Source organism: Bradyrhizobium sp. WU425, assembly GCF_021052305.1.
Classification (GTDB): Bacteria; Pseudomonadota; Alphaproteobacteria; order Rhizobiales; family Xanthobacteraceae; genus Bradyrhizobium; species Bradyrhizobium canariense_D.
In genome coordinates this window covers 2,464,123-2,477,803 of sequence record NZ_CP088089.1, presented here as the reverse complement: position 1 = coordinate 2,477,803, position 13,681 = coordinate 2,464,123, and the positions used below count along the sequence as shown (strand labels likewise).

Sequence of the window (13,681 nt, the reverse complement as noted above, 5' to 3'; positions counted from 1 at the left end):
GCGCAGAAGATCGTTATTCAATCACCTCGGCCGAGCAGCGTCGCAGGGAGATCGATGCCGAGCGCCTTGACCTTCGAGAACATCGGAATGCTCCCGGTCCTCAACCCGGAGGTCTGCAATCGGTGGTCATTAGCGGACAATCAACTCGTCAGCCCTCGCGACCAAATGCTGAGGAACAGATAGGCCCATATCTTTGGCAGCTTTGAGGTTGATCGCAAGATGGAATTCGCTCGGCCCTTCGACGGGCAAATCACTTGGCTTTGCCCCGTTGAGGATCTTCTCGACGAAATATGCGCCCCGACGCCATATTCCATCAATTGTAGGACCAAAGGCAAGCAGTCCGCCGCTCTGCACCCATTCTCGATATTCATGGGCGTTCGGAATTTTGTTTTCTATTCCGAAGTCGACAATCCTCTTCCGATCAAAGACGAACATCGGATCGGTGACGGTAGTCATCGCATCAATCATCGGATCCTGCCTTTTGCGCAGGATTGAAGCAAACGCGACCTCAAATTCCGGCGGTGAACGAACTTCAAACGTTCCACGATCACGTCGACACTCTGCCGGACCAGATCGGCAGCCATCCCAGGCAGAAGTTCCGAATGTCCTTTTGCCTCCCGCCATTCGATGGTGAGATTGTTGCCCTCCGAATAGCCGCGATCACTTAATTCGCGAACGAAGCCGTTTACCCAAGGATAGCTGCTCAAATTAGCCGTCAGATATCCAATGCGGTAAATCTTTTTAGATTGCGCGCTTGAGCCGCCAGCGGCCACACCGCAGCGCCGCCGAGTGCCGTTATGAACTCGCGCCGCTTCATGTCTGATGCCTCGGCAAAGGTAGAGACAACCTATCACTCGCCCCAAACTAACACATTGGGACTGGCCGGCCATGACTTCTGCCACAGAATCTCGAGTACGCCTGCCAGCCGCGCGATGTGCGGTGCGGGTTCAAAAGCGAAAACCTCAACGCGAGCATATTCAGTCCGCTAAGCCCCATGGAACGGACCTCAATGAGACGTGGATGGGCCACTTGCAGACATCGCGCGAGCGGTGTGCATTTCGAGGCAACCGTATTTCGCTTTCGGACGCGTGCAGCAAGATCAAACGCCCACCCTCAAAGAGGATGGGCGCGTGGTGACTTACGACATGATGACGTCCTACTTCTTCTCGGCGCTGGCTTCCTTAGCTGGAGGCGGCTTCATGCCGACGGTCAACTGGCGGATTTTTAAAGCGCCGCCTTCACGTATGTCGATGGCGCCCCAGAACACTGTAACCTTGGTGGCGTCGCCGCTCTTAGGGTCCTTACCGAAGATGTCGGTCTCGCCGTTGGCAACGACCAGATCGTTGTTGATGACCGACATGTTGCCGACTCTGATCTCTATATGATCGGTGCCGTTCTTGAAGTTGTTTTCGTATACGGTCTTGAGATCGGAAAACACACCGCCCGGGTTGATCTGGACCCCGTCCTTTGTATAGAGCGCAGCGACACAGGCCGCGTCTTTCTTGGCGACGCAGTCGGTGTAGGCGACGGCTAATTTTTCGGCCTCCTGCTTGACCTCATCGGCCAGTGCCGGTGCAGAGATGAAGGCGGAAGAACACAATGCCAAGAGCAATGAACGTCGCTTCATAGCAACTTCCCCTCTGGTTGTGATGCACAATTGCATCGCGACGTCCTCCTGACGTAGGACGTCGCGTTGCATTTGTTCCGAAGGGCATTCTTTCGTTAGGCTTTAATACTACTGGCTTGTGAGTATATGCCATTTTGCACGGCTTGGCGCGCGCCTACCTTGATCATCTACGACGGGGGCGGGCATTCCTCGATAATGCGGCGAATGCGGTCGGGAAAGACAGGCAAGTTGACGCATGTGACAGATGAAAGTGTCTTGCTCGACGCGCGCGATGGCCTTGTTATCCAGATTGTTTACCAAAGCGGCCGGCAAACGGCCCAAGCAATTGCTGGATCGCTATCAAGCGGCCAGAGGCACGCACATCCCGATCCAGCTACTTGTGCGCGACCGCACCGCTCGATAGGCCCACTAGTGAGAGGGAGTCTCGGAACTCGGCCTGCGGGACGCATAATGCGTTGCACTATCACTGATCTTGTCGGGGACCCATTCCTCCGCGGTTGAGTCCCAATGATGAGTGTCGTCGAACTGTTTCCAGAGTGGCCGCTTTGGCTTGCTTTCACCCTTCTGTCGGTTTGCATTCAGTGTGCGGAGTTGGACGACGAGCACCCCAGCCATCATCACCCATTCGCGAGCGCTATATCGGGAGTTCCATTTGATTGCGGCGAGCATTGGATGCCTCCTTTAAAGTAAGAAGCCTCTGCCACATTAGGGTGGGCCAAGAATGCAGGGATATAAACTACCTCACAGTTTGCCAACATCTTCGACATAGCCGCGGGCGATCTCACTGCGCGGCGACTGTAACCTACGTTCGTTCGGTACTCGGGCGTCATTTGCCGGGCCATCAAAACGCCCGCGACGATGTGTAGGATTGTTTTTTGGTCGCAAAGGCACGTCTCTCTTAGAGAGTGGATTTTATCGATCGTAGGTGCGCTCTCCATGGAGGTCAGCGCATGCTCCGTCCAAGGACGACTTCGGGTCAAAATGCGAAGAACTCAACCGGAGCAAATCTGGTCCGCCTTGCCGTACAGAGCGGACCTCAACGAAGCGCTCAGCGAGTTCGCTGACGCGCCATTACCGGAAGTCACGAAATGGACTACAGCTACTCCTACTACCGTCAGCGATTAATATCTAACGCGAACTGGTTCACACCTGTACGAGAGGGTCAAACGTAATCGCACGATACCAAGTCCTCGCGCTCCTAGCGTATGTGCGCTAGTTCGATGCGAAGGTCCAAGAAAGCGTCGAATATCCACCTCAACCGCGCTTTCCAATGATCCCAAAAACGATTAATCTCTTCCTCTTCACGCAATTCGGAAACTCGATCGGAGAATAAGCCACACGATAAAATAGATGGGAGGAACCAATGGTGAAGAGAGCGATTACGCTCGGCGGCGGCGGACCGGCAGCAGGGCTACACATCGGGGTTCTGAAAGCACTTGCTGAGGACGGCAAGACGTTCGACGATAAGTCTGATGTGTGGGCGTTGTCCTGCATCGGCGCCTGGGTTGGCATCGTCTACAATCAATTCGATGAAGAAAAAATCAAAAAAGAAAACAAAAGCAGAGCCGAGCTGACCTATGAATTCTTCAGGGACGGCGTGTTTCGGGACGATGAAGGCTATGAGCGTTTCCCCATAAACACCGTATTCGGGACGGATTGGAACGCCAACATCAAGGCCTTCCAGGACTTCGTCACCGATCCCAAAAGTTACAGTGATTTCCGATGGCAACCGTACAAAATGATGGAACAGATCCAGGGCAACATGTCCGCTTGGTTCAATCGTCTGCCTCGTGGTGAACAACCCTTCAAGGAATGGCGCGAAGGAGACATCAACAACTGGATACTCAATAAGGTGCTCGCACCTAATCCACTTGTCCGATACCTCACCTCCCTGATGTACTTGTCCAAGGTCAACGGCCTATCCAGGATCAACTATCCGGATAGCGAGTTTATGAAGAGCATAAACTTCGACGAGCTGAAAAAGGACGGTATGCCACACATCTATCACAACGCCTGGAATCTCGACGAACAGAAGCTGGCGTTGTTTTCCAATCGTCGGATGAAGGAGGACGAGAAAAAGCAGTACAGGGGAGCTATCGACTCACGCAGCCTGTGTGCGTGTTCGTCTCTTCCCTTCGTCGAAGGGACGGTTGAGATCGACCAAGTTACATATTGCGAAGGGGCGTTAGTCGATACTGTGAACTTCGATAGCTTGCTCGAGGAGCACCCTGATTTGGATGAAATCTGGGTGAGCCGGATCGTCGATGCGAAGCAAATCCGCGTTCCGGAAAATCTTCACGATGCACTAGCAAATCTCTGCCAACTGTTTGCGGCAACGGTCGGTGAGGATGACGTCAAGCTTTTCAAATATCACGTCAAAGAGGCGCACACACTCGACAGAGCAGCCGAAGCCGGAATACTTGAGAAAGCGGTCGAGTGCGGGATGCTCGACAAACCAGCCGTGGACAGGAGGAACGGGAAAACGCCTTGGAGAGGCGTAGTCGTCGAGATTCACGTGCCGGGGCACATCAATTTCAAGTGGAACCACAGCAATCTCGAAAATTCGATAACGCTAGGATACGCCGCCGCTAAACAAGCAATCGATGCATTTAACAAAGCGGAAAACGAGATTAAGGCGAATGGTAAAGACGACAAGCTGCTCAAGCCCATTTTCATAAACGAGAATCCACAGGACGACCCGAATTGGTTAGAGCTGCGAGATCGTACTTATGCGGCTCTAAAGAGGGCGGCTAGTGGTGCCAAGCCCAAGTAAGCAGATCGCGTTGCGATTTAAATCTGCGCAAGCGTTGTCCCGGCTTGATCACCGTAGCCCATCGAGAAGCACCTTTGCCACCTTTAGATCATGCGTCTCGAACCCTTCGGTGAAGCTGGCATAAATCGGCGCGAGAAAATTGAGCGCTTCCTCGCGTCTGCCCTGATGGATCCACAGAGCAGCTTGGTCCGTTGCGGCGCGGAGCTCAAGCGTCCTGGCGTGTTGACTTCTTCCCGTGCTCAATGCCCGGTCGAGCAGCGCCTGCGCCTCGGCTTCCACGGCCGGTCCACCGCGGGCGACCAGCACCCGTGCCTTTAGACGATACAGTTCGGCTTCTAGGATTCGTTCGCTGTTACGGTTAGCTGTAGCTAGGCCGTGCTCGATCAACTCCAGCGCGGCCTCGTAGTCGTGACTATTTAACAATGGCGGACACAACAACACGTCGAGCGCGGTGATGGCCAGCTGATAACCGGCGCTGCGATATCCGTCCAAGACGGCACCGATCTCCCCCAGTGCGCTGGGTGAAGGATCGAGCGAAGCCACGCATATGCCCCGAAGGGCGCGCGCCAGGCGCCATTGCCGGAATCCATGTTCCTCGGAAAGGGCGATGCAACGTTCGGCATGACCTTGCGCGACCAGGAACTCGCCGCGAAGCGCGTGAAGAATGCATGCGTAGTAACAGGCATACGCCTGGGAATGCGGATGACTTATAGCGTCTGCGCGCCGAATGGCAGCGTCCATTCGCACAATTGCCGTATCGGGCTGGCCGAGCAGCCAGAGCGCCCACGACATCAGCGCCAGGTCCGCCACGCCGGCATCCTGGCCGGCCGAACGCGCCGCCAGCCTGTCGTCCTCGCTGCTCGCCTCGAACGCTTCATAGGCGCGTCCAATCGCTTCATGGGCACCGGTAAGCTGTCCCATGAAGAGGCGGATCATTGCCTGCCCGCGCATCGCGTTGAGCAACGCCGGTAGATCGTCGCGCGCTTCGGCGAGCTGGAGCAGGGCCGCGATCGTTTCCTCGGCGACCGGCAACTCACCGCGCATTACGCTCGCAGTGGTCAACCAGAACATCACCTGGAGTTGCTCGGGAGGGTCTCCCAGGCGCTCGCACAGCTCGCGCGCGCGGGCAAAGGTTGCCATCGCCTTGTTCGAGGCTGGCCCTTGCGTAGCGATCAGGCAGGGCCCAAGGGCGAAGTGGAAGGCAAGTTCCAGCTTATCCTTTCCGGCGCCTTCTGGCAGATGGCCCGAGGCCTCGATACCCCGCTGCAAGTGTGCGATGGCTTCAAGGTTGGCCGAGCGCATGGCGGCCTTCTTGCCTGCCTGCAGCCAATATGCCTCCGCCTTTTGAAACAGGCCGGCCTCTGTCAGATGATGCGCAAGAGTTTCGGGTTGAGTCTCCACAAGGTCCGGGAACCGTTGCTCGAAGGCACCCGCGATCGCAGCATGCAGCGCTGCGCGTCGGCTCTTCAGGAGTCCCGAGTAGGCAGCGTCCCGCACAAGCGCGTGCTTGAAGGTATAGATTGCCTGCGGTATCTCGCCCCGGCAGAATATCAACTCCGAGCGAACCAACTGAGCAAGCGCCTCCTCAAGTCTCTCTTTTGACAACCCGGCTACGGTGCTCAGCAGTTCGTAGGAGAACTCGCGACCCACCACAGCGCCGATCTGAGCCACCTCCCTCACTGGAGCCAATCGATCGAGCCTTGCCATCAGCGATGCGTGCAAACTCGTTGGAATCGCCATCGGGGGGAGAGGACGGTTGAGGACGTAGTGATCGTCCTGTTCATTTAATAGCCCGGTTTCGAGCACCGTCTTGGTCAGTTCCTCCACGAATAGGGGCACGCCATCGGTGCGGGCGAGGATCTGGTCCATTACCTCTTCCGGGAGCGTCTTGCCAGCGGTGACGCGCTCGATTAACGCCGCCCCGTTGCGTCGGTTCAGCCGCGTGAGCGAGATCGTCGTCACATGCGCATGACCTGGCCACGGCGGAGTGAACTCTGGCCTCGCCGTGATGAGCAGCAGCCCCCGAAGCCGGGGTAGGTGTTCCAAGGTCATCGTGAGCAGCTCCAGCGACGTCGGATCTGCCCAATGGACATCCTCTACAATGACGAACACCGGCTGTCTTGCGGCCAAGCCAGTTAGCTGGGACAAAAACGCCGCTAACGTTAGCTCCTTGCGCTTCTGCGGGCTCAGCTCTGGCATACGGTAGCGGTTACTCGGTGGAAGGGACAGAAGGTTGGCCAGAGGTAGCAACACGCGGTCGGCATCAGCCCGCACGAGCAGAGCCTCGAGCTTAGCGAACTTCTCTGCGGGCGGGTCGCCCCGCTCGAACCGGGCAGCGCGTTCGAGCTGGCGGGTGAAAGGATACAGCGCACTGTTGGTGTGGTGCGCCGAGCAGAACTGGCGCACCGTTATATGCGGTTCGCCTTGGAGCCGCTCCTCAAGCGCCAGCGCAATGTGCGACTTGCCGATACCGGGCTCTCCGGTGAGCATCACCGCGCAACCTTCGCTACGCCTGGCGTGCTGCCAGCGACGCAAGAGCATCTCGATTTCCTCGTCACGCCCGATTGGCGGCGCCAATCGAGATTTGTGCTGTGCCTCGAAGCGGCTTTCCACTTCGGTTGTTCCCAGTACCTGCCAGGCTGGCATTGGCTCGGCCCATCCTTTAAGCGCGACAGGGCCGAGATTGCGGAACTCGAAATGCCCATCAGTGAGCCGGTGCGTACTTTCGGAAATCAGCACGGTACCGGGATTGGCGAAGGTCTGCAGGCGCGCAGCCAAGTTTGGCGTCTCGCCAATGACCGTCTGCTCTTGAGCTGAACCTTCGCCGGTCAAATCGCCCACGACCACCATACCGGTAGCGATGCCAACGCGAACCTGCAGCTCGGTGGCGGGTTCTGTCCGGAGGCTAGCTACGGCATCGACCAGCGCCAGCCCGGCGCGTGTCGCTTGTTCGGCATCATCCTCGTGGGCCTGGGGATAACCGAAATAGGCGAGCACGCCATCTCCCATGTACCGCGCGATAACCCCTTCATTCCTGGCAACAACCTCTGCGATGCAGCGGTGATAGGTGCCCATTACGGCCCGCAGGTCCTCCAGATCAAGGCGGGCCGAAAGTGCCGACGAGCCGACCAAATCGCAAAACATGATTGTAAGCTGACGCCGGCCGGCGTGATCCGTCGAGGCCGGCTTAGCGCCCGCTTGAGGCGTTCGCAGGACCTCTCTCTGAAGTTCTACGATCGCGCGCAGCATCTTGCGGCGATGCCCAAGCAGGACGCCCAAATCCTTTAAATCCTGCTCCGTGAGATCGCGAACGACCGAGAGGTCGATGGCGTTTTCGCGGAATCGCTCGGCGTACTCGCCCAAACCGATCGATGCTAGCCACTCTGCAATACCTGCCATGGTATACCTATGGCTTATACGATGAGAATAGCACATTGGAGAGGCTTGCGAAGGCACATCTGTCGACCGAAGCGCCGGACGTCTTGCCCAATGTAACACAGTGGCCCAGGCGAAAAGTGAACGCCGCTGGGCGCGATGTCTGTTAGGGGTCAAAGTGCGAAGAACTCAACCTAAGCAAATCTGGTCCGCCATGCCTCATTAAGCGGACCTAGTCGAGATGTGCCGGTACTTCGCTAACGGGCCATAAGCGGGCAATCAATGCATGCCTCGTTAAGGGACCAGAAGCCCACATACCGAACAGCTCCCCCTCATCAACGAATCCCTTGGCACCTGGAGCTAAATGCGTAGACTGGGTCCGACCGAGCCAGGAGGGAGATTTGGCGATAGAGCGGCCAAATCGACGGCTGACGACGATCCTGGCGGCCGATGCAGTCGGCTAGCCCCCGCTGCAGCTTGCACGCTATCGGCTTCAGATCGACCTTGCGTTCGTTCAGCGACCTCGCACAGTTGATGTCGACTAGGGTGAAGAAGAAAACCTTCCTATCGGTCGCCCTAGTGGTGTTGTCGTAGCCAAAGTAAGGCTCCAGTTCCTCGCAGAGGAAATGGGCCCAGCATATCCGTGCCGAGCGACAGACCCTGAGCGGCGTAGGCGACGCCAAAAACTGCGAGACAGAGGGTGCGGCCTTGGACGAATGGAGGATGAACCGTGCGCGTCGTTCTGAAAGGAATTCATAAGGTCAAGAGACGGCTCGCAAATGGCGAGACGAAAGTACATTGCTACGCATGGCGTGGGGGCCCCGCCATCCATGCGCAGCCCGGTGCGCCAGACTTCGTTCGAGAGTATCACGATGCGCATGCGAGCCTTCGGCAGCCCCGCGCCGGCACCTTCATGACGATCGTTGCGCAGTACAAGGCCGCACCAGAGTTCACCGGACTAGCGGCATCGACCCGTCGTGCGTACCTCGCCTACATTAAGCTGATCGAAGATGAATTCGGCGACCTGCCGGTGGCAGCTCTGGCCGATCGTCGAGTGCGTGGTGAGTTCAAGGCCTGGCGCGACCTGTTCGCCGAGACACCACGTAAGGCGGACTACGCCTGGACCACGTTGGCGCGGATCATGTCGTTCGCAAAAGACCGCGGCATCATCGCGACCAACCCATGCGAGCGCGGGGGCCGCCTCTACGTAGCAGACCGCAGAGACAAGATTTGGACCGAGCAGGACATCGCAGCGGTTCTTGCGATCGCCTTTAGCGAGATCCAGCCCGCCTTAGTCCTGGCGTTGTGGATTGGCCAGCGCCAAGGCGACTTGCTGCGACTGCCCTGGTCCGCCTACGAGAACCCCTACATTCGCCTGCGCCAGTCTAAAGGCGGGCGGCGCGTCGCGATGCCAGCCGGCGCGCCTTTGCGAACCCTTCTCGATATCACCGAGCGCCGAGGCCCCCTGATCCTGACCAACACGCTCGGTCGGCCATGGACGTCGGACGGCTTTCGCACGTCCTGGGGAAGGGCATGTGAGCGCGCCGGTATCGGTGAACTGACCTTTCACGACCTGCGCGGCACGGCAGTGGTGCGCCTCGCAATCGCAGGCGCCAGCGTGCCACAGATCGCAGCCGTCACAGGTCATTCGTTGAAAGACGTCGAGGCCATTCTCGATGCGCACTACCTCGGTCGCGACATTCAGCTCGCTGAAGCTGCGGTGGTGAAGCTCGAAGCGAGAACAAAACTGTAAACGGTGGTGTAAACGGCGCTGGTTTTGCCGTTTGCTCAGCCCGCTAAGTGTTTGAATTATATGGTGGGCGCACCAGGGCTCGAACCTGGGACCCGCTGATTAAGAGTCAGCTGCTCTACCAACTGAGCTATGCGCCCGAAAGGCGGTTAAAGCCTTGCGAGGCCGGTCGTTTAGCAAAGCGATCCGGGTCTGGCAAGCGATGGCTCGTAAGTTTTCCAAGGGTATGCCAAGGCTTTGCCAAGGGTTTGCCCACATCCCCCAAAAAAGCGAAAAGCCGCTGGATTCCAGCGGCTTCGCCAGGGTTGATCGGGGCAACGCTTGCAGGCTCAGAGCCGGCTCTCGCGGTCCCGGTCCGGGCCATCGTCGCGGTCGAAACGGTCACGGTGGAAGTGGTCCATGCCGCGCTCCATCATGCGGTCCATGCCACGTTCCATGAAGTGGCGGCGCTGGCCGTCTTCGCCGCCACCGAACGGGCCGCGGTGGCGGGTCAGCACGGCGAGGCGCCGCTTCTGGCCCTCGTCGAGGGTCTTGTAGAGCGGATCGGCGGCATCGGCGATCTTCTTCAGGGCCGCCGACGTTGCCCCCATGTCCTCGGCGCGCTGACGCAGGCGGGCGACCGGATCCTCCGGCCTGACGGCGTCCTTGTTAGCGTCCTTGCCGGCATCGCCGGCGCCGGCATTCATCCGCGCATTGGCGCGGTCGATGCGCAGCTTGGCGAAGTCGCGCACGGCGGCCTCGACCGGCGGCCACAGCTTTTCCTGGTCGGCGTTGAGCTTCAGCCCGGCATGGACGGCAGCGATCCGCGCGTCGGCCATGGCGGCGCGGTCTTCCGGGTTCATGCGGATGTGGCGCATGTGCTCGTGCATCCACGGGCGATGATACTGGGCATAGACCGCGCCCGAGCCGGCGATGCTGAGCACGGCGATGGCGGCGATGGTGAATTTCCTCATGCGAACTCTCCTCTGGAAGGATGTCGTGAGGATGAGCGCAGCGCGGGTTGCGCGCAACTTACAACTTGGACAGGGAGCGCGTCCTTTCCAAGATGTAACGCTCCTGAATTTTAGTTCAGTCGCAATCGGAAATCATTCGCAACAAAAAGGGGCTTCCGCGCCCGGCACGGAAGCCCCCATTCATCATCCGTTCAAATCAGTTCGTCGTGCTCTTCGCTTCCTTCTGGAATTCGTCGATCAGCGGCTGGCCGACGCGGCCTGCGGCGTCCTTGTAGACCGGCTCCATGGCCTTGCGCATCGCCTCGTCCTGCTCCGGCGTGAGCTTGATGATCTCGCTCTTGCCGCTCTTCCTGATCTCGGCGAGCGCGTCCTCGTTCTCCTTCTGCGACTGCGTATTGTTGAAGTCGGTCGCTTCCTTCATCGCCTTCGTCAGCTGGTCGCGGATGTCGGCCGGCAAATCGTCCCAGAACTTCTTGTTCACGATCACGACGTAGCCGATGTAGCCGTGGTTGCTCTCGGTGATGTACTTCTGCACCTCGTGCATCTTCTGGGTATAGATGTTCGACCAGGTGTTCTCCTGCCCGTCGACGACGCCGGTCTGCAGCGCCTGGTAGACTTCGCCGAACGCCATCACCTGCGGCAGCGAGCCGAGCGCCTTGAACTGGGCCTGGAGCACGCGCGAGGACTGGATGCGGAACTTGACGCCCTGATAGTCGGCCGGCGTCACCAGCTTCTTGTTGGCGCTCATCTGCTTGAAGCCGTTGTCCCAATAGGCGAGGCCGGTGATGCCCTTCGGTTCGAGCAGCTTGAGCAGCCTGGCACCGAGCGGACCTTCCGTCACCTTCCGCAGCGTCTTCAGATCAGGCAGGATGTAGGGGAGATCGAATACCTCGAACTCGCGGATGCCGAGCGGGCCGAACTTGGAATTGGACGGCGCCAGCATCTGCACGCTGCCGAGCTGGAGCGCCTCGAGTTCTTCCTTGTCCTTGTAAAGCGTCGAGTTCGGGTAGATCTCGACCTTGACCTTGCCGCCGGTGTACTTCTCGGCGAGCTCCTTGAATTTCTCCGACGCCTTGCCCTTCGGCGTGTCGGTGGCCACCACGTGGCTGAACTTGATGATGATGGGCGACTGGGCCGATGCCGGCCCGGTCAAGCCAAGTGCCAGGACCGCGATGGACGCAGCGATCGCGAAGGTGCGCATAATCTCTCCCTGTTGTTATTTGGGCCACCGGGCGCGCGGGTGGCCTATGCCGTCAGCATCAATACAGGTCGACATCACCAGCTGCTATTGGTCGTTAGCAGGGCAGCCATTCATGGTGAACGCCGCAAGCACCGCCTCTCCCGCTTCCGGAAGAGGCGGTAGTAGCAACCTCAGCTCGCCGCCGCGGTCGTTACGGTGTCGCGCTGGCGTTTCATGACGATCTTGTTGAGCGCGCCGAGATAGGCCTTTGCTGAGGCCACCAGCGTATCCGGATCCGCCGCGCGCGCGGTCATCGCGCGTCCCTCGTGCGACAGCCGCACCGAGACTTCGGCCTGCGCGTCGGTGCCTTGGGTCACGGCGTGGACCTGGTACAGCTCGAGCTTGGCTTCGTGCGGCACCAGGCGCTTGATGCAGTTGAACACGGCATCGACCGGCCCGTTGCCTTCGGCCTCCTCGATCTTGATCTGGCCGTCGACATCGAGCTTCATCGTCGCGCGCTGCGGGCCATGGGTACCGGCGATCACGGTCAGCGAGGTCAGCTTGATGCGGTCGTGCGAAGCCGCCATCTCCTCGTCGACCAGCGCCTCGATGTCCTCGTCGTAGATGTCCTTCTTGCGGTCGGCCAGCGCCTTCATCCGCGTGAACGCATCTTCCAGCTGGTTCGGACCGAGCTTGTAGCCCATCTCCTCCAGCTTGTGCACGAAGGCGTGGCGGCCGGAATGCTTGCCCAGCACCAGCGAGGACTGCTTGAGGCCGACCATCTCGGGCCGCATGATCTCGTAAGTGGAAGCGTCCTTCAGCACGCCATCCTGATGGATGCCGCTCTCATGCGCGAACGCGTTGCGGCCGACGATGGCCTTGTTGTACTGCACCGGGAACGAGGTCGCCGCCGACACCACCTTCGAGGCGCGGGTCAGCTGCGTCGTGTCGATCTTATTCCAGAAAGGGAATTTGTCGTTGCGCACGTTGATCGCCATCACGATCTCTTCCAGCGCGGCGTTGCCGGCACGCTCGCCGATGCCGTTGATGGTGCACTCGACCTGGCGCGCGCCGCCAATGACGCCTGCCAGCGAGTTCGCCACCGCCATGCCGAGGTCGTTATGGCAGTGCACGGAGAACACCGCCTTGTCCGAGTTCGGCACGCGCTCGATCAGCGTCTTCATGAAGTGGGTGTATTCGTCGGGCGTGGTGTAACCGACGGTATCAGGAATGTTCACCGTGGTGGCGCCAGCCTTGATGACGGCTTCGACGATGCGGCACAGATAGTCCATCTCGCTGCGGGTGCCGTCTTCGGCCGACCATTCGACGTCGTCGATCTGGTTGCGGGCGCGCGCGACCATGGCCACCGAGGTCTCGAGCACCTGCTCCGGGGTCTTGTTCAGCTTCACCCGCATATGCAGCGGCGACGTCGCGATCACGGTGTGGACGCGGCCACGCTTGGCGAATTTCACCGCTTCTGCGCAGCGGTCGATGTCGGCCGGATGGGCACGCGACAGACCGGCGATGACGGCGTTCTTGGAGCGGCGGGCGATCTCGCTGACCGCCTGGAAGTCGCCTTCCGAGGTAATGGGGAAGCCGGCCTCGATGACGTCGACGCCCATATCGTCCAGCATCTCGGCGACCTCGAGCTTCTCCTCGAAGGTCATGGTGGCGCCGGGGCACTGCTCGCCGTCGCGCAGGGTGGTGTCGAAAATGATGACGCGGTCCTTATCGGACTTGTTCACGGGGGCCATTTGAATTTCCTTTTGAGCTTTTTGCGCCGTCAGTCTTCTCGGCGCTTGAGGTGTCCGGTGATCTCGACCAACCCCTGAGCGCCCAGGCGCATGGCGCCCAGCCGGCCCTCAGGGGCAAGTAAGAAGAAGCCCGCCAATCAGGAGGGTAGGCAGCAGCGCGGCCGGGATCGCGGCGGCGGCAAGAGCCACCTCCCCCGAAATCCCATCGATTTGGCCGCGAATCAGCATTACCGGACCCTTTGAGCCCTCAAATCCTCGGTCAAAACCGT

9 protein-coding genes and 1 tRNA gene are annotated in these 13,681 nt (G+C 59.3%); 2 read left to right on the top strand and 8 right to left on the bottom strand.

Annotated elements, in window-relative coordinates; genetic code table 11:
- Positions 1 to 129 precede the first annotated feature (129 nt).
- The 3 genes from BcanWU425_RS11785 to BcanWU425_RS11775 form a co-directional block, all read right to left on the bottom strand.
- The gene (locus tag BcanWU425_RS11785; protein WP_018460464.1) at positions 130 to 468 is read right to left on the bottom strand and encodes an ABC transporter substrate binding protein; all 339 of its coding nucleotides are present in this window, start codon (positions 466 to 468) and stop codon (positions 130 to 132) included.
- A complete protein-coding gene (locus BcanWU425_RS11780) occupies positions 465 to 773 on the bottom strand; it encodes a hypothetical protein (protein WP_204512003.1) in 309 nt (102 codons plus the stop codon). The genes BcanWU425_RS11785 and BcanWU425_RS11780 overlap by 4 nt, the downstream gene beginning before the upstream one ends.
- Before the next feature lie 383 nt (positions 774 to 1,156).
- Positions 1,157 to 1,627, bottom strand: a complete 471-nt coding sequence (locus tag BcanWU425_RS11775; RefSeq protein WP_018460466.1) for a nuclear transport factor 2 family protein — start codon at positions 1,625 to 1,627, stop codon at positions 1,157 to 1,159.
- Positions 1,628 to 2,990: 1,363 nt separating this feature from the next.
- Here BcanWU425_RS11775 and BcanWU425_RS11770 point away from each other — a divergent pair.
- Positions 2,991 to 4,400, top strand: a complete 1,410-nt coding sequence (locus tag BcanWU425_RS11770; RefSeq protein ID WP_204512004.1) for a patatin-like phospholipase family protein — start codon at positions 2,991 to 2,993, stop codon at positions 4,398 to 4,400.
- Between the two features lie 48 nt (positions 4,401 to 4,448).
- Here the strand turns inward: BcanWU425_RS11770 and BcanWU425_RS11765 are convergent, their stop codons facing one another.
- Entirely contained in the window at positions 4,449 to 7,799 is a 3,351-nt protein-coding gene (locus tag BcanWU425_RS11765; RefSeq protein ID WP_085350202.1) for an adenylate/guanylate cyclase domain-containing protein, read from the bottom strand.
- Between the two features lie 706 nt (positions 7,800 to 8,505).
- On the opposite strand from BcanWU425_RS11765, the gene BcanWU425_RS11760 reads away from it, so the two are divergent.
- Complete coding sequence (locus BcanWU425_RS11760) at positions 8,506 to 9,528, top strand: tyrosine-type recombinase/integrase (RefSeq protein WP_204512005.1); 1,023 nt, start codon at positions 8,506 to 8,508, stop codon at positions 9,526 to 9,528.
- Between the two features lie 61 nt (positions 9,529 to 9,589).
- Here the strand turns inward: BcanWU425_RS11760 and BcanWU425_RS11755 are convergent.
- The 4 genes from BcanWU425_RS11755 to BcanWU425_RS11740 all read right to left on the bottom strand — a co-directional run bounded on the left by BcanWU425_RS11755 (position 9,590) and on the right by BcanWU425_RS11740 (position 13,412).
- Positions 9,590 to 9,665 (bottom strand) — tRNA-Lys (locus BcanWU425_RS11755).
- A 189-nt stretch (positions 9,666 to 9,854) separates the two neighbouring features.
- Complete coding sequence (locus BcanWU425_RS11750; RefSeq protein WP_204512006.1) at positions 9,855 to 10,478, bottom strand: Spy/CpxP family protein refolding chaperone; 624 nt, start codon at positions 10,476 to 10,478, stop codon at positions 9,855 to 9,857.
- A gap of 196 nt (positions 10,479 to 10,674) precedes the next feature.
- A complete protein-coding gene (locus BcanWU425_RS11745) occupies positions 10,675 to 11,679 on the bottom strand; it encodes a TRAP transporter substrate-binding protein (RefSeq protein ID WP_085350209.1) in 1,005 nt (334 codons plus the stop codon).
- Positions 11,680 to 11,849: 170 nt separating this feature from the next.
- Complete coding sequence (locus tag BcanWU425_RS11740; RefSeq protein WP_018457500.1) at positions 11,850 to 13,412, bottom strand: 2-isopropylmalate synthase; 1,563 nt, start codon at positions 13,410 to 13,412, stop codon at positions 11,850 to 11,852.
- Positions 13,413 to 13,681 lie beyond the last annotated feature (269 nt).

Bases quoted from the DNA above. Each gene is read 5' to 3' on its own strand.
- BcanWU425_RS11785 (WP_018460464.1), bottom strand. From the start codon at position 468: ATGATTGATGCGATGACTACCGTCACCGATCCGATGTTCGTCTTTGAT.
- BcanWU425_RS11775 (WP_018460466.1), bottom strand. From the start codon at position 1,627: ATGAAGCGACGTTCATTGCTCTTGGCATTGTGTTCTTCCGCCTTCATC.
- BcanWU425_RS11770 (WP_204512004.1), top strand. From the start codon at position 2,991: ATGGTGAAGAGAGCGATTACGCTCGGCGGCGGCGGACCGGCAGCAGGG.
- BcanWU425_RS11765 (WP_085350202.1), bottom strand. From the start codon at position 7,799: ATGGCAGGTATTGCAGAGTGGCTAGCATCGATCGGTTTGGGCGAGTAC.
- BcanWU425_RS11750 (WP_204512006.1), bottom strand. From the start codon at position 10,478: ATGAGGAAATTCACCATCGCCGCCATCGCCGTGCTCAGCATCGCCGGC.
- BcanWU425_RS11745 (WP_085350209.1), bottom strand. From the start codon at position 11,679: ATGCGCACCTTCGCGATCGCTGCGTCCATCGCGGTCCTGGCACTTGGC.
- BcanWU425_RS11740 (WP_018457500.1), bottom strand. From the start codon at position 13,412: ATGGCCCCCGTGAACAAGTCCGATAAGGACCGCGTCATCATTTTCGAC.